20 protein-coding genes are annotated in these 21,549 nt (G+C 39.2%); 7 read left to right on the forward strand and 13 right to left on the reverse strand.

Features of this window, described 5'->3' with window-relative positions; translation table 11 throughout:
- Positions 1 to 133: 133 nt before the first annotated feature.
- Entirely contained in the window at positions 134 to 1,786 is a 1,653-nt protein-coding gene (locus tag CWB72_RS12040; RefSeq protein WP_138631679.1) for a SulP family inorganic anion transporter, read from the reverse strand.
- A 156-nt stretch (positions 1,787 to 1,942) separates the two neighbouring features.
- Here CWB72_RS12040 and CWB72_RS12045 point away from each other — a divergent pair, with 156 nt between their 5' ends.
- The 4 genes from CWB72_RS12045 (at position 1,943) to CWB72_RS12060 (ending at position 5,695) form a co-directional block, all read left to right on the forward strand.
- The gene (locus CWB72_RS12045; protein ID WP_138631681.1) at positions 1,943 to 3,154 is read left to right on the forward strand and encodes a lipoprotein-releasing ABC transporter permease subunit; all 1,212 of its coding nucleotides are present in this window, start codon (positions 1,943 to 1,945) and stop codon (positions 3,152 to 3,154) included.
- Positions 3,147 to 3,836, forward strand: coding sequence for a lipoprotein-releasing ABC transporter ATP-binding protein LolD (gene lolD / locus CWB72_RS12050; protein WP_138631683.1), 690 nt, complete (start codon positions 3,147 to 3,149; stop codon positions 3,834 to 3,836). The genes CWB72_RS12045 and lolD overlap by 8 nt, the downstream gene beginning before the upstream one ends.
- Positions 3,829 to 5,055: a lipoprotein-releasing ABC transporter permease subunit gene (locus CWB72_RS12055; protein ID WP_138631685.1), complete on the forward strand. Its 1,227-nt coding sequence runs from the start codon at positions 3,829 to 3,831 to the stop codon at positions 5,053 to 5,055. Before lolD ends, CWB72_RS12055 begins: the two co-directional genes overlap by 8 nt.
- A gap of 208 nt (positions 5,056 to 5,263) precedes the next feature.
- Positions 5,264 to 5,695 (forward strand): DUF4826 family protein, encoded by a 432-nt coding sequence (locus tag CWB72_RS12060; RefSeq protein WP_138631687.1) that lies wholly within the window; start codon positions 5,264 to 5,266, stop codon positions 5,693 to 5,695.
- On the opposite strand, the gene CWB72_RS12065 is transcribed toward CWB72_RS12060, so the two are convergent.
- From CWB72_RS12065 to cspD, 8 genes are all read right to left on the reverse strand, one after another.
- Positions 5,679 to 6,137, reverse strand: a complete 459-nt coding sequence (locus CWB72_RS12065) for a GNAT family N-acetyltransferase (protein ID WP_130257152.1) — start codon at positions 6,135 to 6,137, stop codon at positions 5,679 to 5,681. The genes CWB72_RS12060 and CWB72_RS12065 overlap by 17 nt on opposite strands.
- An 87-nt stretch (positions 6,138 to 6,224) precedes the next feature.
- Positions 6,225 to 7,376: a cupin domain-containing protein gene (locus CWB72_RS12070; protein WP_138631689.1), complete on the reverse strand. Its 1,152-nt coding sequence runs from the start codon at positions 7,374 to 7,376 to the stop codon at positions 6,225 to 6,227.
- A 61-nt stretch (positions 7,377 to 7,437) separates the two neighbouring features.
- Positions 7,438 to 8,808, reverse strand: coding sequence for an adenylosuccinate lyase (purB, locus tag CWB72_RS12075; RefSeq protein ID WP_138631691.1), 1,371 nt, complete (start codon positions 8,806 to 8,808; stop codon positions 7,438 to 7,440).
- A 39-nt stretch (positions 8,809 to 8,847) separates the two neighbouring features.
- Complete coding sequence (gene hflD / locus CWB72_RS12080; protein ID WP_138631693.1) at positions 8,848 to 9,450, reverse strand: high frequency lysogenization protein HflD; 603 nt, start codon at positions 9,448 to 9,450, stop codon at positions 8,848 to 8,850.
- A complete protein-coding gene (gene mnmA, locus CWB72_RS12085; protein WP_138631695.1) occupies positions 9,450 to 10,550 on the reverse strand; it encodes a tRNA 2-thiouridine(34) synthase MnmA in 1,101 nt (366 codons plus the stop codon). The genes hflD and mnmA overlap by 1 nt, the downstream gene beginning before the upstream one ends.
- 87 nt (positions 10,551 to 10,637) lie before the next feature.
- Positions 10,638 to 11,279, reverse strand: coding sequence for a pseudouridine synthase (locus CWB72_RS12090; RefSeq protein WP_138631697.1), 642 nt, complete (start codon positions 11,277 to 11,279; stop codon positions 10,638 to 10,640).
- A 117-nt stretch (positions 11,280 to 11,396) separates the two neighbouring features.
- Entirely contained in the window at positions 11,397 to 13,619 is a 2,223-nt protein-coding gene (locus CWB72_RS12095; RefSeq protein ID WP_138631699.1) for an NADP-dependent isocitrate dehydrogenase, read from the reverse strand.
- A gap of 311 nt (positions 13,620 to 13,930) precedes the next feature.
- Positions 13,931 to 14,149 carry a cold shock domain-containing protein CspD gene (cspD, locus tag CWB72_RS12100; protein WP_138567431.1) on the reverse strand — a complete coding sequence of 73 codons (219 nt, stop codon included), beginning with the start codon at positions 14,147 to 14,149 and terminating at the stop codon, positions 13,931 to 13,933.
- A 201-nt stretch (positions 14,150 to 14,350) separates the two neighbouring features.
- Here cspD and clpS point away from each other — a divergent pair, with 201 nt between their 5' ends.
- Positions 14,351 to 14,668, forward strand: a complete 318-nt coding sequence (gene clpS / locus CWB72_RS12105; protein ID WP_130257159.1) for an ATP-dependent Clp protease adapter ClpS — start codon at positions 14,351 to 14,353, stop codon at positions 14,666 to 14,668.
- Positions 14,669 to 14,697: 29 nt separating this feature from the next.
- Positions 14,698 to 16,965 (forward strand): ATP-dependent Clp protease ATP-binding subunit ClpA, encoded by a 2,268-nt coding sequence (gene clpA, locus CWB72_RS12110; RefSeq protein ID WP_138631701.1) that lies wholly within the window; start codon positions 14,698 to 14,700, stop codon positions 16,963 to 16,965.
- A 151-nt stretch (positions 16,966 to 17,116) separates the two neighbouring features.
- Here the strand turns inward: clpA and infA are convergent, their stop codons facing one another.
- The 4 genes from infA to trxB form a co-directional block, all read right to left on the reverse strand.
- Entirely contained in the window at positions 17,117 to 17,335 is a 219-nt protein-coding gene (infA, locus tag CWB72_RS12115) for a translation initiation factor IF-1 (RefSeq protein ID WP_058029687.1), read from the reverse strand.
- A gap of 96 nt (positions 17,336 to 17,431) precedes the next feature.
- The gene (locus CWB72_RS12120; protein ID WP_138631703.1) at positions 17,432 to 18,139 is read right to left on the reverse strand and encodes an arginyltransferase; all 708 of its coding nucleotides are present in this window, start codon (positions 18,137 to 18,139) and stop codon (positions 17,432 to 17,434) included.
- Positions 18,132 to 18,851 carry a leucyl/phenylalanyl-tRNA--protein transferase gene (gene aat / locus CWB72_RS12125; RefSeq protein ID WP_138631705.1) on the reverse strand — a complete coding sequence of 240 codons (720 nt, stop codon included), beginning with the start codon at positions 18,849 to 18,851 and terminating at the stop codon, positions 18,132 to 18,134. The genes CWB72_RS12120 and aat overlap by 8 nt, the downstream gene beginning before the upstream one ends.
- 79 nt (positions 18,852 to 18,930) lie before the next feature.
- On the reverse strand, positions 18,931 to 19,881 hold the full coding sequence (gene trxB / locus CWB72_RS12130) for a thioredoxin-disulfide reductase (RefSeq protein ID WP_138567435.1): 951 nt from the start codon (positions 19,879 to 19,881) through the stop codon (positions 18,931 to 18,933).
- Between the two features lie 252 nt (positions 19,882 to 20,133).
- Between trxB and pssA the strand changes: the two genes are divergently transcribed.
- Positions 20,134 to 21,459 (forward strand): CDP-diacylglycerol--serine O-phosphatidyltransferase, encoded by a 1,326-nt coding sequence (gene pssA / locus CWB72_RS12135; protein ID WP_138631707.1) that lies wholly within the window; start codon positions 20,134 to 20,136, stop codon positions 21,457 to 21,459.
- The last annotated feature ends 90 nt before the right edge of the window (positions 21,460 to 21,549 follow it).

Consider the following 21,549-nt stretch of genomic DNA (forward strand, 5'->3'; position numbering starts at 1 on the left):
AAAATTATGCTCAAAAGTTTATAAGGTTGATTATGGGTGGAGGGAGGATCTAATTTTAGAACAAAGGAGTGTAAATTTATAAAGTAAAAGCACTCTAAACACTTTCTATGTTAGAGTGCTTATAAGGTCAAAATTAGCTATTAGGTTTCATTGCAATTAAAGCTCGCTCTAAAGCATCTATTCTCGAATTACAAAAGGCGCTTTCACCGAGTTTTTCATTGATTTGAAAACGATGAAGTTGTTCGCTAGTGTCATCATTTGGAGAATAGATAAACACTTTGCAGTTTGCATCAAGTGCGTCTGTCATTGCGTTTTCTAAAGCTAAACTCACAGTTACATCTAACATTGGTACATCACTTAAATCTAAGACCATTGCTTTATACTTGCTAATGTCACGGTGTTGGCGCGCAATGGCTTTAGACACACTAAATATCATTGGCCCAGATAAATAGAAGTATAAGAGTTGGCCATTAGCTTTTTCGAATAATAGTTGCTCAGTTTCATTCATCGGCACATCATCATCGGAGTCACTAATGGCTTTAACTTGTTCTGATTGAACTCGGCTCAATCGCTCTATAACCATAATATTAGAAATAAATACACCTAAGCCCACAGCTGCAATGAGATCTACAAATACAGTGAGTAACATTACACCATACATAATTGCCATTTGAGATATACTTAATTTGTGCGCTCTTTGAATAAAGCTCCAATCAAGAATGTTGATACCAACATATACGGCAATACCCGCTAAAACAGCCAATGGAATTGGTTCTGTTAAGCTTCCGGCTACAAATACAACCGCCATTAAAATCAGTGCTCGGAAAATACCCGCCAACGGAGAACGCGCACCGACTTGAATATTTACCACTGTGCCCATGGTCGCACCTGCACCAGGTAATGCACCGAATAAGCCAGAGATGATATTTGCAACACCTTGGCCTCTTAACTCTTTATCAGAATCGTGCTCAGTTCGGGTTAAGCTGTCGCCTATAACAGCAGTTAATAAGGTATCAATACAACCCAGCGTACCAAGCACCAAAGCATCGATTACCATTGATTGAAATTGGTCAGCAGTAAAAGTCGGGATAACAATAGAAGGTAGGCCACTTGGTATCTCACCGATCCTTCGAATGCTATCAGTGTCAAAAATGATAATCGAAACTAAGGTCACAGCAACAAGTGCGACTAATTGAGCAGGGACATATTGGCGATATTTCTTAGGAAAATAAAACAATATTGCTAATGTAGCTGCGCCTAACAACACCTCTGAAAACTTAATATTTAATAAAAGCTCTGGGAGTTGACCTAAAGTGCCTGCAACTCCTCCTGCAGGTGCTTGATGGCCTAATAAAGGTGCAAGCTGTAAAATGATGAGTATCACGCCAATACCGGACATAAATCCGGAAATAACCGAGTAGGGCATTAGTGTTACGTATTTACCGAGCTTTAAGGTACCAATTAACACTTGAAAGGCACCAGCCATCATCACGACGGTGAAACCCATAGCCAGGCCAGACTCAGGATATTTAGCCATCATTCCAGTCAAAACCGCGGTCATAATAACCGTCATTGGACCAGTTGGTTCAGAAATCAAGGAAGTGGAACCACCAAACAAGGCAGCGAAAAGACCGACTAAAATTGCACCCCACATACCTGCTTCAGCACCGGCTCCTGAAGCAACACCAAACGCGAGGGCGAGCGGGAGAGATATTATGGCAGTGGTCACACCACCAAATAAATCGCCCTTTAAATTCATATGCTTATATCGAGAAAGAGATAACATAGAACTTCCATACCGCGAGATTTCACGCATTTTACACCAAATTTTCTTTTTAACTATCGGATTTACAAACTTTTTTACAAGTTAGTATTTATATATGTAATGTGACTTTGTGGTAGTATGCAAGCATGTAGAAAATGAAATTTTAATTTATTATATATGTTTCAACCAGTTAGCCTTTTTGTTGGGCTTCGGTATGCCAAAGCGAGCAAAGGAAATGCGTTTATTTCATTCATTTCTTTTTTTTCTATCGCAGGTATCGCATTAGGACTTATGTCCTTGATCACAGTGAGCTCTGTGATGAATGGCTTTGAGCAAACACTAAAAAACGCGATGCTTGATATGATCCCTCATGTGCAGCTAAAACCTGAAAGGGAAGTAAAATCATCTAATAATTTAAAGACGCAATTAGCCGATTTAAGCACGGTCAAACGTGTGCAATCTTATCTCACCTCAGATGTTATTTTGCAAACCAATGAAGAACTTTTAGGTGTTAGGTTGCAGGGTGTTTTTGAAGGCGGGACTACGCAATTAGAGAGTCATATAGAGTCTGGCAGTATAAAGCAATTCCAATCGGGTAAGTATCAATTAGCCATCAGTCGTTATCTGGCAAATAGTTTGAAAGTTCAGGTCGGTAGTCAAATTCGAGTGATTATGCCTGAGATTACAACTTACTCGCCTATGGGCAGGGTTCCTGCGCAAAGACTATTTACTGTGGCCCTTATTTATAATTCAAGAAGTGAAGCTGATACACAACTTGCCTTCGCAAATGGTCAAAGCCTTGCAAGATTAATGCGGAAAAAGTCGCAATCTCATTTAGATATTAGTATTTCACTACATGATGCTTTTTCTCTTGAAGACTTTTATGAAGAGCTTTCTAGTATAGATACCTCTAATTACATAAGCATTGACTGGCAAGTACAGCAGGGGGCTTTGTTTGCAGCCGTTGCAATGGAAAAAAGAGTGATGTCTCTATTGCTAGGACTGATTGTCTTAGTCGCGATTTTCAATATTATTTCGGGTCTTTCAATGATGGTCAAAGAGAAACAAGGTGAAGTAGCCATATTACAAACTTTAGGTTTCACACCTGTGATGATATCGAAAGTGTTTATGGTTCAAGGACTTTACAATGGAGTTATCGGTACTTTATTGGGGCTATTTGCTGGTTTGCTACTGGCAAATTATATCAATGAAGTGATGTCATTGGTCGGCTTGTCTTTACTGGGAGGGATGGCCTTACCCGTAAAGTTTGAATTTACAGGTCTAATAATCATGGCCACATTGAGTGTTTTATTAAGTTTTATAGCTACCCTTTATCCAGCTAAACAAGCTGCCAAAGTAATGCCTGCTGAGGTTTTAAGATATGAGTAATTTAGTAATTGATTGTCAAAACTTAGGCAAAGTTTACCAAGATGGAAAGAACAAAGTTGAAGTGTTGAAAGGTGTAAACTTACAGTTAGAGCAAGGACAAATGCTTGCAATAGTTGGCAGCTCTGGTTCAGGTAAAAGTACCTTATTACATATTCTTGGTACGCTAGATCATGCAACAACTGGGCATGCCAAAATTAAAAGTACAAATGTTGCGGAGTTATCAAGAAATCAGCAGGCTGAATTTAGAAATAAACATATGGGGTTTATCTACCAATTTCACCATCTATTAATGGAATTTACTGCACTTGAAAATGTCGCTATGCCGCTACTCATTCAAGGTGAAAAAGTAAATCGTGCGCATTCTGAAGCGCTAAGTATGCTAGAAAAGGTGGGTTTGGGGCATAGGGCTGAACATAAACCATCTGAGTTATCAGGTGGTGAGCGTCAACGCGTGGCTATCGCTCGCGCACTCGTTACAAAACCTGCATTAGTTTTAGCTGATGAGCCAACTGGTAATCTAGATAAGCAAAATGCTATTAAAATTTATGATTTATTAAATGAGCTCAACCAGCAACTTCAGACCAGTTTTGTCATTGTCACTCATGACTTAGAACTTGCAGAAAAGCTTGGGCGAAGTGTGCAACTCGATGATGGCGTGTTGACTGAGGTTAGTCATGCTTAGCCTATTTTTATCTAAGCGATTCAGTCAATCACGACAAAAAGGATTCGCTTCAATCTTAAACAAAGCCTCTACTTTAGGCGTTTTACTCGGGGTTAGTGTATTAATCGTGGCCTTGTCAGTTATTAATGGTTTTGAAGAGCAACTTGAAAAGCGGCTTTTATCTGTTGTTTCTCATGTCACCTATGATGCGCCATATGAACCAATCAATGATTGGCAATCAAAAGTATATATACTAGAGAAACAACAAGGTGTTCTTGCTGCTGTACCAGAAATAAATGTGACTGGTATGGTGCAATTTAAGGGGAAATTAAAGGCCGCCCAAATAAAGGGGGTTGATATTCATTCACATGAAGAGGTATCGAGCGTCGGTGAGTTTATTAAAGATGTCAGCATAAAGAGCTTGGCACAAAATGAAGTGATTTTAGGAGCTCAAATTGCTGAAAGTTTGAACCTTTCTATTGGTGATAATTTTACTTTATTAATTGCCAATAAAAATGCGAAATCAATGTTATCAGCGCCTAAACGAATAAAAGTAACATTAGTCGGTTTGGTTAAAATGGGCGGCCCGATAGATCAATCTATGGCACTTATTAACCTGGAGTCTTTACAAACTTCGTTAAGCCTAAAACCAGATCAAGTCACAAGCTTGAGAGTCAAAGTGACGGATGTATTTGAAGCTCATAATATTGCTATGTCTGCAGGCAGAAGCTTACCCGATCTAGTGTATGTAAATAGTTGGTTTAGAACGCAAGGCAGCTTGTACCAAGATATTCAAATGGTTCGTACCATTGTGTTTCTAGTGGTTATTTTGATTATTGCTGTAGCAAGTTTTAACATTGTTTCGTCTATGGTGATGGAAGTTAAAGATAAGCAGTCTGATATCGCAATACTCAAAACTATGGGCGCCAAAGACAGTACTATTTTTTCTACTTTTGCCTTCAAAGGTGTTGGTAATGCGTTACTTGGTTCATTAGTTGGCAGTGCGCTGGGTGTTGTAATATCTCTTTATTTACCTGAATTATTTGTCTGGTTTTATGGTGAGGGTACACAAAACCCACTTTCAGGCGTCTATTTTGTTGAATTTCTTCCATCAAAACTGATCTGGACAGATATCGCCATCACTTTAGGTGTAACTTTAGTACTCGCACTTTTAGCCAGTATTTATCCTGCTTGGCAAGCAACAAAAACTGATCCAGCGAAGGTGTTAGGCAACGGTTAAGAATCAAAATGAAGAAAGTTTGACTCCTCATCTGACAAGAAATTAACCTTATTTATAAAGTCATATGTACAATCAGTTATGTAGTTTATGATTAATGAAGAATGTTTCTTGTGCAAATTAATCAATAAATAAATTTTTGAACGTGCGCATGTTGACAAGGTGTTGTAAGAAAGTAGAGTGACAGCAACAAAAATTATGAGAAAGATAAATGTCTGAAGAAAAGAAAGCACCGGTAGAGATTACAAACGAGCAAGTAGAAGCATGGCAAAGAGAGTGTTTGGGTAATGCGCAAAAATTTTTAGCTGATAAGGGAATTTTACCTGTCAGTATACTAGACAAAGAGTGCCGTATTTTGCCTCCTTTATGTGCTATCTGGAAAATTAAAGGTAACGATGGAAAAACCTATTGGGTCATCACTGGGCGTTTACCTACAGATGCTGTTGAAGTAACTGCTGCTTCAAATGCACGTGATGTTATGCGACATTTTTCATTTCAATGGCAAGTTAAAGCTGATGCAATTATGGCAAATAAGTTTATTGATAAAACGCAAGTTGATTTTGCTAATCTATTAGTAAACAGGGCACATGGCCTTTATGAAATGTATGAAAACGAACAGCTATGGGCTAATGAAGCATCGTAAATGGCTCGGCATTAAAGTCACTAACAGGGCAGTACAGTTGCTGCCTTGCTATACCTGCTTCCATGAATACACTTCCTTTTTTACAGAATCCGTATTGAACAAATGTAGGTACTTCATCAAGAACAGAGTTGATGAATATGTTGTTCAACCCTTTTTCTTTTGCTATTACAACCAAATAATTGAGAATGGAACAATATGCAGTTTTATTTCTATGTTTTCTTTCAATGGCAACGCGACTAATCAAGCCATTTGGAGTCAGTCTACCGGTGCCGACTGGCGTATTGAAGTTATCATAAATTATTGCATGCTCAGATTGTCTATCGAGTGAGTCGAACTCAACTTTTTTTGGTAAGTTTAGTTCATAAACAAACACTTTTTCTCTTAGCTCAGTTAATAACGTTTGTTGTTCAAACCAATTAACTCTAGTTACATGGTAAACCATGTGTCCTCCAGTAAGATTCAAATCAAATGTGCAAGCCTTGGCACTCAAAGTAATTAATAATCAGGCTTGCTTGCACATACAGGATCTTTATTCTTCTTGTTGGATAAAGTAGTAACCTTCATTAATAAGCTTAGTTAACATTTCAGCAAACTCCAAACATGAAACTGAAGGAATAATTTCGTTAGCTTCAAAATAAGTTAAATCTGTAAGTAACTTGGTAGCATCTAACATATTGATTGGCAGTGAGAAAGTCTCACTATTTACACTTAGAAGTATCGAGTTTTCAAACAGTTGATAAAAGGTTCTAACACCACCTGCTCTGTTAATTACTTGTGATGATATGTAGTTAGCTAACTCATTTGATGAGATTGGTTCCTCAAGTGGTAATAAATCCATATCATGCTTTGGTTGACTTAAATAATTTCCAAGCCAACGTTTAATAACAGCTTTGTCTTGAATTGCATCTAGCATTAAGCTCTGGATCTTTTCGACTTCCTCATTCTTAAGCTCGCCAGATGATTCTCTGAGTGTAAGTGTTTTGTCTGAATAGCGTGTTTTACCGAGCTCATTATCAATTAAGTAATCGGCAAAATTGCTTAAGAAATCTTTCGTGTCAGGCGCTCTAAAACCAACTGAGTAGTTTAATGCATTCTCAACCGCATAACCTTCGTGTGGGCAGCCTGGTGGAATATAAAGAATATCACCAGGTTCAAGAACTTCATCAATGATAGCATTGAATTGCTCAACTTGGAGTAAGCTCTTATTTTGTGCAAACTCTTTTAGACTTGAGTCAGGCAAACCAACTCGCCAATGTCTTTTACCTTCACCCTGTATGATGAACACATCATACTGATCTAGATGAGGCCCAACACCTCCGCCAGGGGTTGAATAGCTAATCATTAAGTCATCAATTCGCCAGTTAGGAATGAATCGAAATGGCTCTAACAATTCAGTTGCAACAGGATGCCAGTGATCGACTGCTTGAACGAGCAGGGTACTATTAGTTTCTGTTAATTGTGAAAAGTCTTCGAATGGACCGTGGTAAGATTCCCATTTATCGTCATGATTTGTGATTAGACGAGATTCAATGTCATCTTCCATGGCAAGACCCGCTAATTCTTCTGGCTCAATCGGATCTTCGAAATCAGTAAAACCACCTTTGATTAATAACGGCTGTTTTTGCCAATATTCTTTTAGAAACTCGGCGTGAGTTAATGCGTTAATTTTCAAATCAAACATATTTTTCCATAAAAAAAGCGAAAGGGTTACCTTTCGCTTTATAAACTAAATTTGTGTGTAATTACACTAATTCGTCAATGAATGCTTCAGCACGGCCGATGTAGTTAGCCGGAGTCATTAGTTTCATTTCAGCTTTTACAGTATCTGGTAATTCTAACCCATCAATGAAATCAGCCATGATTTCTTGGTTTACGCGTTTACCTCGTGTTAGCTCTTTAAGTTTCTCGTAAGGCTTTTCGATACCGTATTTACGCATAACTGTTTGAATTGGTTCTGCAAGCAGTTCCCAGTTTTGATCTAGCTCTTCTAGAAGACGATCAGCGTTTACTTCTAATTTGCTTACACCTTTTAATGTTGCTTGGTACGCAATTAGTGTATAGCCCATACCAACGCCAAGGTTACGAAGAACTGTTGAATCAGTTAGGTCACGCTGCCAGCGAGATACTGGAAGTTTTTGTGCTAAGTGTGCAAAAATTGCATTAGCTAGGCCTAGGTTACCTTCTGAGTTTTCAAAGTCGATAGGGTTAACTTTGTGCGGCATAGTTGATGAACCAATTTCACCAGCAACTGTTTTTTGCTTGAAGTGATTTAGTGCAATGTAACCCCAAACGTCACGGTCGAAGTCTAATAAGATAGTGTTGAAACGCGCGATTGCATCGAATAGCTCAGCAATGTAATCGTGTGGTTCGATTTGCGTCGTGAATGCATTCCAAGTTAAGCCAAGGCTAGTTACGAATTGCTCTGCATGTGCATGCCAGTCGTAATCACGGTACGCGCTCAAGTGCGCATTGTAGTTACCAACAGCACCATTGATTTTACCAAGTAATTCTACGTTTGCGATTTGCTGACGTTGACGTTGTAAACGAACATACACGTTAGCAAACTCTTTACCCATTGTTGAAGGAGAAGCAGGCTGACCGTGAGTACGAGTCATCATAGGTACGCTTTTGTACTCAACCGCTTTTGCTTTGATTGCAGCAAGTAGCTCATCACAGTACGGTAAAAGTACTTTGTCACGTGCTTCTGCTAACATTAAACCGTGAGATAGATTATTGATGTCTTCAGACGTACATGCAAAGTGAATGAATTCATTGATTGCATTTAACTCTGCATTATCTGCAACTTTCTCTTTTAGAAGATACTCAACCGCTTTAACGTCATGGTTCGTTGTGCGCTCGATTTCTTTAACGCGTGCAGCATCTGCTTCGCTAAAGTTGTCAACAATGCTGTCTAAAAGCGCATTGGCTTCGTCACTGAAAGCTGGTACTTCATCAATACCTTGTGCTTTAGCTAGGGCTTGTAACCAACGAACTTCTACAGTTACGCGGTACTTGATAAGGCCGAACTCACTGAAAATGCCACGCAACTCAGTAGTTTTACTACCATAGCGGCCATCCACTGGAGAGATAGCGGTTAACGCTGAAAGCTCCATAATTTCTCCTAAACTAATTGGTTTGTTTGAACGATTTCTTTAAATACTTTTTTTGGCGATTTCGATAATTTTCTTTTTGCCAAAGAAAAATTGACGTCGCTTACCACCAAGTTGTCGCCATAGCACAGCACTGCGTATGCCTGCTAATAAAAGCGCTCGGATCTTATGTTGGTAACTTGGTTGTTTTAATAAATCTGGTTGGCCAAATACTTGAATTTTTTGTCCAAGTGGACTGAGTACTTGGCTGTAGATATCAGCTAAAGCAGCAACTATGGTGCTATCGCAAATATCAAAATGTAATAGTTGTCTTTCCACTTGGTTCAAACGGTTTGCAAGCTCATCTAATGCTTTTGGGTTTGCTGAAAGAGCGCGCTCTAGCTGCATCAAACTGCCAACATATTTAACCAGTTCAACATCTTTCTCGCCTTCAGGAGAGAGCTGCTGAACAAGCGTTTTATAACCGTCTTTGATAACCCACTTGTCGTCATAAACATCTTCTGGCTGAGCAGGACTGAGGTTAACAATACTTTTTAGAAAAGTACTGACTTCCGCTTCATTAAACTGGCCGTATTTTGCTGTTTTTTGGACAAGTTTGCTGATCTGGCACATAGCCGCCAGCGGTAAAACATAACTTGTTGACATTATTTGATCACCGAGTCGATTATACCGCCACCTAAGCAGACGTCGTCAGCGTAGAATACAGCTGATTGACCAGGGGTTACTGCTTTTTGGGGCTCATCAAATAAAACCCGTGCCATCCCGTCTTCGCCAACCAGCAAAGTACATGGAATGTCAGTTTGTCTATAACGGGTTTTTACTGTGCAACGTGTTGTGCCTTGCGGTCCAACTCGATCAACCCAGTGTAATTGATTTGCGTTAAGGCCGTTACTAAATAGGCGAGGGTGGTTTTTGCCTTGGCCGACAATTAACACGTTACGCTCTACGTCTTTATCAACGACATACCAAGGCTCGCCACTGCCTTCTTTCATACCACCGATTAATAGGCCTTTTCTCTGACCAAGCGTGTGGTACATTAAACCTTCATGTTCACCCACTTCATGACCGTCAGTGTCTTCAATTTTACCTGGTTGTGCTGGTAAGAATTTTTGTAAGAAGTCTTTGAACTTGCGCTCACCAATAAAGCAAATACCGGTACTGTCTTTTTTATCGTGTGTAATTAAACCTTGCTCTTCAGCAATACGACGTACTTCAGGCTTTTCAACTTGACCTACAGGGAATAGTGTTTGTGCAATATGCTCATGGCTAAGTGTATAAAGGAAGTAGCTTTGATCTTTGTTGTCATCAAGGCCACGTTGCATCACACATTTACCATCGCGCTCTTCACGACGAACATAGTGACCTGTTGCAATGTAATCTGCACCGAGTGCTTGTGCAGCGAATTCTAAGAAAGCTTTGAATTTGATTTCTTTATTACACATGATGTCTGGGTTTGGCGTGCGGCCCGCTTTGTATTCCTCTAAGAAATACTCAAAAACGTTGTCCCAGTACTCAGCTGCAAAGTTTACGGTATGGAGTTCAATACCTAACTTATCGCAGACAGCTTGTGCATCTTTAAGATCTTCAGCAGCAGCACAATATTCGTCATTGTCATCTTCTTCCCAGTTCTTCATGAACAGGCCTTCTACCTGATAGCCTTGTTGTTTTAATAAGTAGGCTGAAACTGAAGAATCTACACCGCCGGACATACCAACGATGACTTTAATCTGACTATTATCGCTCATATTTTTTGCTGTTAATCTCTATGATTTTGAAAGGCGTGAGTATAGCACGATATTTTAAGAGGCTGAATCCAAAGTTAGCGTTTAACGCTAAAGCACTTTATATTCGCCATTGTTAATGCCATCAAGGGTGTATTTTCCAATACGATAGCGTATTAAGCGCAGTGTAGGGTGACCAATGTGGGCTGTCATTCTGCGAACCTGGCGGTTTTTACCTTCAGAAATGGTAATTTCGAGCCAAGTAGTTGGAATATTTTTGCGCTCTCGGATTGGTGGGTTACGAGGCCAAACATTTGGTTCTTCAATAATTCTGACTTTTGCAGGCTTAGTAAGGCCATCTTTTAATTCAACGCCTTTATTAAGTGCATAAATTGACTCATCACTTGGCACACCTTCAACTTGTACCCAGTAGGTTTTATCTGTGTCTTTTTTCGGATTCGTTAAAGTGTGTTGTAATTTACCGCAGTTTGTTAAAAGTAATAACCCTTCACTGTCTCGGTCTAACCGACCTGCAGCATATACGCCTTTTTCTTTTACGAAGTCTGCCAAAGTTGCACGGTTTTGATCATCGGTAAATTGGCAAAGTACATCAAAAGGTTTATTAAAAAGGACAATTTTAACTTGATCTGCAGGAAGCGCTTCCTTAACCACACGTTTTTTATTAAATGGTTTTCTGTTATGTGGTTTCTTTTTGAGTGTATTGTAGTTGCGATTAGGAGCGCGATTTTGCATTACTTATATGAGATAAAAACGTTGGTGTGTGCATATTAGCAAATTATGAGTTTGCTAATAAGTAAAAGAAACATAAAAAAGGGCATCAAACGATGCCCTTAATCATTCAAATTAGCATTAAGCTAGTTTAGCTAATACGGCATTGAAAGTTTCACTAGGACGCATAGCTGCAAAAGCAAGGTCGTCATTTGGCTGGAAATAACCGCCAACATCTTTGCTTACACCTTGAGCAGAGTTAAGTTCTGCAACAATCGTTTGCTCTTGTGCTGTTAACTCTTCTGCGATTGGCGCGAATAGCGATTGTAGTTCAGCATCGTCTGATTGAGATGCAAGTGCTTGTGCCCAGTAAAGAGATAGGTAGAAGTGACTACCACGGTTATCAAGTTCATTTACTTTACGAGAAGGTGACTTGTTTTCATCTAGGAATTTACCAGTCGCTGCGTCTAATGTATCAGCAAGAACTTGTGCTTTAGCATTGCCATTTACTTGGCTTAAGTGCTCTAGTGATGCTGCAAGTGCTAAGAATTCACCTAAAGAGTCCCAACGTAAGTGGTTTTCTTTTTCGAACTGTTGAACGTGCTTAGGTGCAGAACCACCAGCACCTGTTTCGAATAAGCCACCACCGTTCATTAGAGGAACGATTGAAAGCATTTTCGCACTTGTGCCTAGTTCAAGAATTGGGAATAAGTCAGTTAGGTAGTCACGTAATACGTTACCTGTTACTGAAATCGTATCTTGACCATCTTTCATGCGAGCAAGAGAGTATTCAGTTGCTTCAACTGGTGCTTTAATAAGAATTTCAAGGCCAGCTATATCGTGGTCAGCAAGGTATGTATTTACCTTTTTGATAAGCTGAGCATCGTGCGCACGCGCTTCATTCAACCAGAAAACAGCAGGTGTGTTTGTAGCGCGAGCACGGTTAACAGCAAGTTTTACCCAATCTTTAATTGGCGCATCTTTAACCTGACACATACGCCAGATGTCACCTTGTGCAACGTCATGTTGAAGAAGTACATTGCCGTCAGTGTCAACAACTCGGATAGTACCAGCTGAAGCCGCTTCAAATGTCTTATCATGTGAACCATACTCTTCTGCTTTTTGAGCCATAAGACCAACGTTAGGAATTGTACCCATAGTACGAGGGTCGAAAGCACCATTTTTCTTACAGAAGTCGATAGTTGCTTGGTAAACACCAGAGTAACAACGATCTGGGATAACAAAGCTAGTGTCTTGTTGCTTACCTTCAGCATTCCACATCTGACCGCTTGTACGGATAGCAGCTGGCATAGATGCATCGATGATCACATCACTTGGTACATGTAGGTTTGTGATACCACGATCAGAATCAACCATAGCAATGCTAGGGCGCTCAGCGTATACCGCTTGGATGTCCGCTTCAACTTCAGCACGTTTTGCTTCGTCTAATTGTGCTATTTTAGCGTAAACGTCACCAAGACCATTGTTAACGTCAACACCTAGCTCAGCAAATAATTCGCCATGCTTAGCAAATACATCTTTGTAGAATACTTTTACAGCGTGACCAAAGATGATTGGATCAGACACTTTCATCATTGTTGCTTTCATATGCAGAGAGAAAAGTACACCTTTCTCTTTAGCAGCATTGATTTCTTGTTCTAGGAAAGCTTGTAAGTCAGCTGCGCGCATGCGTGATGCATCAATAATTTCACCAGCAAGTAGAGGTGTACTTGATTTAAGTACAGTTACGTCGCCATTTTCTGCAACGTGCTCAATGCGAACGTCAGTTGCATTTTCTACAGTTGTAGATTGCTCAGAACCAAAGAAATCACCATCAGTCATACTAGCAACATATGATTGTGAGTCTGAAGCCCATGCACCCATTGAGTGTGGGTTTTTACGTGCATATGCTTTTACAGAAGCAGGCGCACGACGGTCAGAGTTACCTTCACGTAAAACAGGGTTTACTGCAGAACCTTTGATTTTGTCGTAAGTTGCTTTGATTGCAGCTTCTTCATCAGATTTTGGTTCTTCAGGGTAGTTAGGCAGTGCGTAACCTTTATCTTGAAGCTCTTTGATTGTCGCTTTTAATTGAGGTACTGACGCAGAGATGTTTGGTAGCTTGATGATATTAGCTTCTGGTGTTTTTGCTAATTCACCTAATTCTGCTAGTGCATCGCCAATGCGCTGCTCTTCAGTTAAAAACTCAGGGAAGTTTGCAATTACACGACCTGCAAGTGAAATATCACGAGTTTCAACTTCAACGCCTGCAGCATTAGTGTAAGCTTGAATGATTGGAAGCAGCGAGTATGTAGCTAGAGCCGGTGCTTCGTCAGTTTTTGTATATATAATTTTAGATGTCATTATCATTCCTAGATCAGGGGCAAATAGTGCCTATCAAAACGCAATGGGAATGCTATGTTGCCTAAGGCAACTTTATATAGCAAGTTTGATAGTTATAACTACTCTAAAAGTCTATAGCCACACTCAGTGGTTAGAAGTAAAGGTTAATTAAAATAGACTAAAAAATAGACATAGCTAACAAGACTGAAATCGCGCTAGTTTAACAAGCAATTTATATATGGGCTAATTGAAAAAATTAAAGACGGGAAATGTAATTAATTTTAAAGGGGGTGAAGCGAGTATAAACCCGCTTTATTAATGAGATAATAGCATCAAGCGAGTTCAGCTTCTCTAGGAGCGATGTTCGTTGCATGAAGTCCTTTAGGACCTTGTTGCAACTCGAAGGTTACATCTTGACCGGCTTTAAGTGTTTTGTATCCATCCATCACAATCGTCGAGTAATGGGCGAAGATATCTTCTTCACTGCCGTCTTCTACGATGAAACCAAACCCTTTGGCGTTATTGAACCATTTGACTTTTCCGCAAGCCATACTTCCACATCCTTCTATAAGTTGACTAATTTAGTTAATCTAAACTTTATAATTTGCTAGACTGCCCATAGATTAGACAATCTAATAACGACTGTAGTTTAAATGAGCAATCAGTCAAGACTTTTAGACATTTTTTTAACAAATAATTTATTTTTTCAATTCAAGTTTGCTTGAGTTAACAACACAAGACTATATTTTATTATGAGTGGTATTAAAGATTCTGGTGTAATCGATACAGTTCGAGAGAAGCAAAAGCAAAAGCTAAGCCCACCTCGCAAGTATAAAGTCATTTTAAATAATGATGATTACACTCCAATGGACTTTGTAATCGAAGTATTAATGACGTTTTTTAATATGGACAGCGAAAAAGCAACTGACGTGATGCTGCGCGTGCATCACGAGGGAAAGGCAGTATGTGGTTTATATACTTCTGATATTGCACATACTAAGGCGGAACAAGTAAATCGTTACGCTCGCGACCATGAACATCCTCTGCTATGTAGTTGTGAGCAGGAATAACCGATATAAATCTCGTTTGGGGGTTGCTTATGCTAAACAAAGATCTTGAAATTACCTTAAATGCAGCGTTTCGTGAGGCGAGAACACGTCGTCACGAGTTTATGACTGTTGAGCATTTATTACTTGCATTAATAGATAACCCATCAGCTGGTGAGGCGTTAGGCGCATGCGGTGTTGATACAGAAACGCTTAAACGTGAGCTTTCTGAGTTCATCGATGAAACAACACCGTTATTACCAGAAAGTGAAAATGATAGAGAAACACAACCAACACTTGGCTTTCAGCGAGTTCTACAAAGAGCTGTATTTCATGTTCAGTCTTCAGGGCGAACCGAAGTTACAGGTGTAAATGTTTTGGTAGCGATTTTTTCTGAACAAGAAAGTCAAGCAGTTTACCTGCTTAAGAAGAGTGATATTAGCCGTCTAGATATTGTGAACTTTATTTCTCATGGCGTTGCTAAGTCTGACGACGAGCATCATGAAGATGATCACGAAGATATCAATAGTGATGATTCAAATGATATACAAGGTGAAGAGCAGACTAAACTAGAAAACTTCACTACTAATCTGAACACAATGGCTCAAGCTGGTCAGTTAGACCCGTTAGTTGGCCGAGACCAAGAAGTAGAACGTACAGTACAGGTTTTATGTCGTCGTAAAAAGAATAACCCTTTGCTTGTTGGCGAAGCGGGCGTTGGTAAAACAGCGATTGCGGAAGGCCTTGCCTATAGAATCGTTAATGAACAAGTACCTGATGTGATTGCAGATGCTGTAGTCTACTCACTTGATATGGGCGCTTTGTTAGCGGGTACGAAATATCGCGGAGATTTCGAAAAGCGTTTTAAAGCACTTTTAAAAGAGCTACAAGCAAAACCGCATTCAATTTTATTTATTGATGAGATCCATACAATCATAGGTGCAGGTGCTGCGTCTGGTGGTGTGATGGATGCCTCGAATTTAATTAAACCTCTACTATCTAGTGGTCAATTAAGATGTATGGGTTCAACAACTTATAACGAGTTTAAAAATATCTTTGAAAAAGACAGAGCACTTGTTCGTCGTTTCCAAAAGATAGATGTACTTGAGCCAAGTGTTGAAGACACCACAAAGATTCTCATGGGCTTGAAAGACCGTTACGAAGACCACCATGGCATTCGTTATACCCAAAAAGCACTTCGTGCTGCTGCAGAATTAAGTGCTAAGTATATCAACGAGCGTCACTTACCAGATAAAGCCATTGATGTAATAGATGAAGCAGGAGCAAATCAACGTTTACTGCCAGTATCTAAGCGTAAGAAAACCATTAATGTTGGCGACATTGAGCAGATCGTATCTAAAATTGCGCGTATTCCGCAGCAGAGTGTGTCCTCAAGCGATAAAGAAACACTCAAAAACTTAGACAGAAACTTAAAAATGTTGGTGTTTGGTCAAGACCAATCAATAGATGCATTATCGTCTGCAATTAGATTATCTCGCTCAGGCCTTTCAAATGAAGACAAACCAATTGGTTCTTTCTTATTTGCAGGTCCAACAGGTGTTGGTAAAACTGAAGTAACTAAACAACTAGCAAAATGTATGGGTGTCGAGTTCATCCGTTTTGATATGTCAGAATATTCTGAACGTCATGCGGTCAGCCGCTTAATCGGCGCGCCTCCAGGCTATGTAGGTTATGAGCAGGGTGGGTTGCTAACTGATTCTGTGATTAAGCACCCTCATGCAGTTGTGCTTTTAGATGAGATTGAAAAAGCGCATCCAGATATTTACAATATTTTGCTACAAGTAATGGACCACGGCACATTAACAGATAACAATGGCCGTAAAGCAGACTTTAGAAACGTTGTACTTGTCATGACCACTAATGCGGGTGTACAAGAAACCATTCGTCAGTCAATTGGATTTGCTCAACAAGATCATTCACACGACGCTATGGTTGAGATTAATAAGGTATTCACTCCAGAATTTAGAAACCGCTTAGACAATATCATTTGGTTCAACCATTTAGATAAAGAGGTCATTTTACAAGTTGTAGATAAATTCTTAGTTGAACTTCAAGCGCAACTTGACCGTAAATCTGTGAACCTTGAGCTTACAGCTGCAGCTAGAGAGTGGTTAGCTGAACTAGGTTACGATAAGGCAATGGGTGCAAGACCAATGTCACGTGTTATTCAAGAGCAATTGAAAAAACCGCTTGCAAATGAAATCTTGTTTGGCAAATTAGCCGAAGGTGGCACAGTTAAAGTGGGCCTTAAGAGTAATAAGCTTAATTTCCAATATGCCGTTGAAATGGCTGAGGCTTAAAATGAGAAGGTGTTAAATCACCTTTTATGAAACCATTAGAAAAGCCTAGCTATGCTAGGCTTTTTTATTTAACACATCAAGTGAAATCAATTTGATGAGTCAAAAGTAAAACGAATGAACTTAACCAGTACGCTTTACAATCACGGCGTAATTAACGCGCGCGGAAAACGATACGACCTTTAGTTAAATCGTATGGCGTCATTTCAACAGTTACTTTATCGCCTGTTAAAATACGAATGTAGTTTTTGCGCATTTTACCAGAAATATGAGCAACCACTACGTGGCCGTTTTCAAGTTCAACGCGGAACATTGTGTTTGGTAAAGTATCAAGGACTGTGCCTTGCATTTCAATTACGTCTTCTTTCGCCATGTGTAGCGTAACACCTCTTTGATTAGATTAACGCAGCAGATTTTGCCGAAAACCACACAATAAGTAAAGGTAAGGGGGGGAAATTAGTTAATTTAATTACAGCTTGAGTTGCCAAACATCTGAAATAAAACGCTCTGCAGGTTTAAATTGAGACTTATAAGACATCTTTCTGCATTCGTCAATTTGATAGCCTAAATACACGTAATCTAGACCAGAAGTTTTTGCATACTCAATTTGCAGCAAGATCATTACATTCCCTAGGCTAAATTTATCGTAATCAGGGTGATAAAAGGTATAAATTGCTGACAATGAATTTGGCATAGTGTCTGTCACTGCAACAGCAATGAGTTCATCTTGATCCCATAGCTCAATGAAGGTAACAGGTAACCAATTACAAAATAAAAAGCTTTCATATTGTAAGCGATTAGGGGGGAACATTGTGCCATCATGATGCTTTTTACTTATATAGTTTTCATATAGTGCGTAATAATTGGATTGTTCTATATCACTTACCTTAATATAGAAATTGTTTTTAGCTGTTTTTAGCTTTCGCTTTTGTGATTTTGATAGCACAAAATCTTTAACAGGAAGGCGCATTGACTCACAAGCATTACAACTAGGACAATGAGGGCGATAAATTTGATCACCACTGCGTCTAAAACCTAACTCTAACAAGTCTTGAAAACGTGCCGCGTTGTAGCATTGACTATCAAGAATGACGAGTAACTGCTCTTGTTTGTCAGGCAAATAACTACAATCAAACTGTTGGCTTAAGCCAATCTTTGAAGGAAAATGTTCAGTCATAAATCTCTTCCAATACCTGTGGTTTCCACATCGAACTGGGTATTTCAAATCTCTGAGCTAACTTAAGTTTAGTTAAAAACTCAGATCTTGAAATTAATTTTGCACCTAAAGTCGTTAAATAGGGGTTTTCCAACTGACAATCTACAAAATGAGCATTGTGACTTTTAAGCCAATTTACCAGCGCCCACATGGCTAACTTTGAGCCGTTTGCTTGTTTATAAAACATAGACTCACCACAGAAAACCCCAGAGTTCATAACTCCATAAAGACCGCCCATCAGATTATTGTTTTGATCCCAGACCTCGAGGCTATGTGCAAAACCTAATGTATGGAGTTCGGTGTAGGCAGCTAACATCTGATGGTTTATCCAAGTGCCTTCAGCATGTAGTCTTTGCTCTCGGCAGGCATTGATGACAGTTTCAAATGCTTTATTAACAGTGACTATCGGTTTTGTTCTTCTTGCCACTTTTTTTAATGAACGACTAACATGGAAATCATTAATCTCGATCACACCTCTATCACTTGGTGACCACCACATGATGGGCTCTTTTTCATTAAACCAAGGGAAAATGCCTGACTTATACGCAAGGTTGAGTCTTTCAGGTGTAAGGCAGCCTCCGATAGCAAGTAAGCCGTCAGGTTCTTTTAATGCCAAGGTTGGTGAAGGAAAATCGATTGTTTCAGTTGATAGCTGGTATAGGCGTGGTGTCATTTAAGAAATTAATCGCTTTTTTAATGAAAAACATCTTAAAGTGAAAGTGGAGGGTTAAACAACCCTCCCGGTATAAGATTTATTGGTTGTCTAAAAAGCGTTCGGCATCAAGTGCTGCCATACAACCTGTACCTGCAGACGTAATTGCCTGACGATAGATGTGATCAGACACATCACCAGCTGCAAACACACCTTCAACAGAGGTTTGTGTTGCATTACCATTTAGGCCTGATTGAACAACTAGGTAACCATCTTTCATTTCAAGTTGGCCTTCAAACATATCAGTGTTAGGTTTGTGACCGATTGCGATGAATACGCCAGCTAGGTCAAGTTGCTCAACGTTATCTGAGTCAGTGTCTTTGATTTTAATGCCAGTTACGCCCATTTCATCGCCAACGACTTCATCTAAAGTACGATTGAAATGAAGTTTAACATTACCGTTTTTAGCTTTTTCCATTAAGCGATCAGATAGAATTTTTTCACTGCGGAATGAATCGCGACGGTGAATCACATGAACTTCATCTGCGATATTAGAAAGGTACAGAGCTTCTTCAACGGCTGTGTTGCCACCACCAACAACGGCCACTTTTTGGCCTCGGTAGAAGAAACCGTCACATGTAGCACATGCAGAAACACCACGACCTTGGAAAGCTGTTTCAGATTCAAGGCCTAAATACTTAGCAGAAGCGCCAGTAGCAATGATAAGCGCATCACAAGTGTATGTGCCTTGATCGCCTGTTAGCGTAAATGGGCGTTTTGTAACGTCTACTTTGTTGATATGGTCGAAAACAATCTCAGTTTCAAAACGTTCTGCATGTTCTTTCATACGATCCATCAATGCAGGACCTGTTAAGCCGTGAGCGTCACCAGGCCAATTCTCAACTTCAGTTGTTGTTGTAAGCTGACCACCTTGCTGCATACCAGTAATTAGCACAGGGTTTAAATTTGCACGCGCAGCGTAAACAGCAGCGGTATAACCAGCAGGGCCTGAGCCTAAAATTAATAGTTTACAGTGTTTTGCATCACTCATGAGGTATTCCTAATCAATTATCATTTTAACGAAGTGAGGACGATTCTATGTAAAACAAGTGAGAAGTAAAATAAATTAGCAATATTGAAAATTAATAAATTTAAAAGGTGTCAAATAATCTGTACTTGTTGAAAAAAGCATCCAAAAATCGCTGTTTTATCAGAAATTCATGACCTAATAATATTTTTTTGATATGTTCTTACTAATTTTGTGTGAGACTCTGGATTGAGTCACCTTTTATTATAGGTTGTTATGGCATTTTGGCAGGACATTCCAAGCTTTGATTTGGTTGGTGAAGACGTTGAAATACTTAGAAGTGCAAAGCAATATTATCAGAGGCTAATACGTCTAATTGAGCACGCTAAATCACGTATTTATATTACCGCTTTGTATTTGCAGGATGATGAAGCGGGAAGAGAAGTACTTTCAGCACTTCATAAAGCCTCACTTGCAAATCCCACACTAGAAGTTAATGTATTAGTTGATTTTCATCGAGCCCAGCGAGGCTTAATTGGAGCAGCGAAATCAGAAGGAAACGCGGCTTTATACTGTGATGAGCTAGAAAAGCATCAAAGCAATGTAAAAGTCTTCGGTGTACCAGTAAAAGGGAAAGAGCTTTTTGGTGTTCTACATTTAAAAGGCATCGTTATAGACGATACTTTGCTCTATAGCGGTGCTAGCATAAATAATGTTTACATGAATGTGGGTGAAAAGTATCGACTTGATAGATATTTCATTCTAAAACAGCCAGGCCTAGCGAATTCTTTTTGTAATTTCATTAATGACTTTTTGTTGTCGTCAGAAGCAGTACCTAGAATAGATGTTCGTCCTGTGCCTAAATACAATCAGATTAAGGCTGCTCAGCGCCAACTGATGAAAGAGTTGAGAAGAGGGCGTTACAATGTAGAATCAACTAACACTGATTCTACCTTGAATGTTAGGCCATTCTTAGGGTTTGGTAGGCGTGCAAATAAGTTGAATAGGTTAATTAAAACCTTGTTTGACACAACAGAGAAAGAGCTACTACTGTATACACCTTATTTTAACTTTCCCGCGCCATTACTTCGGTCTTTACGCCGTTTATTAAAGCAAGGTAAAGAAGTTACTATTGTTGTTGGTGACAAAACGGCTAATGATTTTTATATTTCTCCAGAACAGCCATTTAGTAAAATAGGTGCTTTGCCTTATCTTTATGAAACAATTTTATTTAAATTTTTAAAATCTAATAAAAGGTTCATTCAGTCAGGGTTATTAAAAGTATACATCTGGAAACATGAAAATAACTCTTTTCATTTGAAAGGTGTGAGCAAAGATGGTCAGCTTCATCTACTGAGTGGTCATAACCTTAACCCTAGGGCTTGGGGGTTAGATATCGAAAATGGTATTTTTATCCAAGACAAATCGCACAAGCTCGACAAATTGTTAATAACTGAAAAGCAAGACATTCTTCAACACTGCAGATTATTATCTAGTCATGAAGATCTTGAGTCAGTTCAAGATTATCCTCAACCGGTAAGAAAATTATTGGGCCAAGCCAAAAGAGTTAAAGTCGACTTTATTATCAAACGATTCATATAGATTAAAGGCCTGCAGGGGCCTTTTTTTATGGCTGAAAAGTTGTGTAATTTCAATAAAGACGATTTTTAGACTAAGGTTAATTAAACAAAA

The sequence above is a fragment of the Pseudoalteromonas phenolica genome (assembly GCF_005886345.1).
GTDB lineage: Bacteria > Pseudomonadota > Gammaproteobacteria > Enterobacterales > Alteromonadaceae > Pseudoalteromonas > Pseudoalteromonas phenolica_A.

Coding starts and splice junctions, on each gene's coding strand:
- CWB72_RS12090 (WP_138631697.1), bottom strand. CDS start 11,279: ATGCAAAATCGCGCTCCTAATCGCAACTACAATACACTCAAAAAGAAA.
- CWB72_RS12065 (WP_130257152.1), bottom strand. CDS start 6,137: ATGGTTTACCATGTAACTAGAGTTAATTGGTTTGAACAACAAACGTTA.
- clpS (WP_130257159.1), top strand. CDS start 14,351: ATGAGTGGTATTAAAGATTCTGGTGTAATCGATACAGTTCGAGAGAAG.
- CWB72_RS12045 (WP_138631681.1), top strand. CDS start 1,943: ATGTTTCAACCAGTTAGCCTTTTTGTTGGGCTTCGGTATGCCAAAGCG.
- CWB72_RS12060 (WP_138631687.1), top strand. CDS start 5,264: ATGTCTGAAGAAAAGAAAGCACCGGTAGAGATTACAAACGAGCAAGTA.
- CWB72_RS12070 (WP_138631689.1), bottom strand. CDS start 7,376: ATGTTTGATTTGAAAATTAACGCATTAACTCACGCCGAGTTTCTAAAA.
- CWB72_RS12095 (WP_138631699.1), bottom strand. CDS start 13,619: ATGACATCTAAAATTATATATACAAAAACTGACGAAGCACCGGCTCTA.
- cspD (WP_138567431.1), bottom strand. CDS start 14,149: ATGGCTTGCGGAAAAGTCAAATGGTTCAATAACGCCAAAGGGTTTGGT.
- CWB72_RS12040 (WP_138631679.1), bottom strand. CDS start 1,786: ATGTTATCTCTTTCTCGATATAAGCATATGAATTTAAAGGGCGATTTA.
- aat (WP_138631705.1), bottom strand. CDS start 18,851: ATGACACCACGCCTATACCAGCTATCAACTGAAACAATCGATTTTCCT.
- purB (WP_138631691.1), bottom strand. CDS start 8,808: ATGGAGCTTTCAGCGTTAACCGCTATCTCTCCAGTGGATGGCCGCTAT.
- pssA (WP_138631707.1), top strand. CDS start 20,134: ATGGCATTTTGGCAGGACATTCCAAGCTTTGATTTGGTTGGTGAAGAC.
- mnmA (WP_138631695.1), bottom strand. CDS start 10,550: ATGAGCGATAATAGTCAGATTAAAGTCATCGTTGGTATGTCCGGCGGT.
- trxB (WP_138567435.1), bottom strand. CDS start 19,881: ATGAGTGATGCAAAACACTGTAAACTATTAATTTTAGGCTCAGGCCCT.
- hflD (WP_138631693.1), bottom strand. CDS start 9,450: ATGTCAACAAGTTATGTTTTACCGCTGGCGGCTATGTGCCAGATCAGC.
- CWB72_RS12055 (WP_138631685.1), top strand. CDS start 3,829: ATGCTTAGCCTATTTTTATCTAAGCGATTCAGTCAATCACGACAAAAA.
- CWB72_RS12120 (WP_138631703.1), bottom strand. CDS start 18,139: ATGACTGAACATTTTCCTTCAAAGATTGGCTTAAGCCAACAGTTTGAT.
- infA (WP_058029687.1), bottom strand. CDS start 17,335: ATGGCGAAAGAAGACGTAATTGAAATGCAAGGCACAGTCCTTGATACT.
- lolD (WP_138631683.1), top strand. CDS start 3,147: ATGAGTAATTTAGTAATTGATTGTCAAAACTTAGGCAAAGTTTACCAA.
- clpA (WP_138631701.1), top strand. CDS start 14,698: ATGCTAAACAAAGATCTTGAAATTACCTTAAATGCAGCGTTTCGTGAG.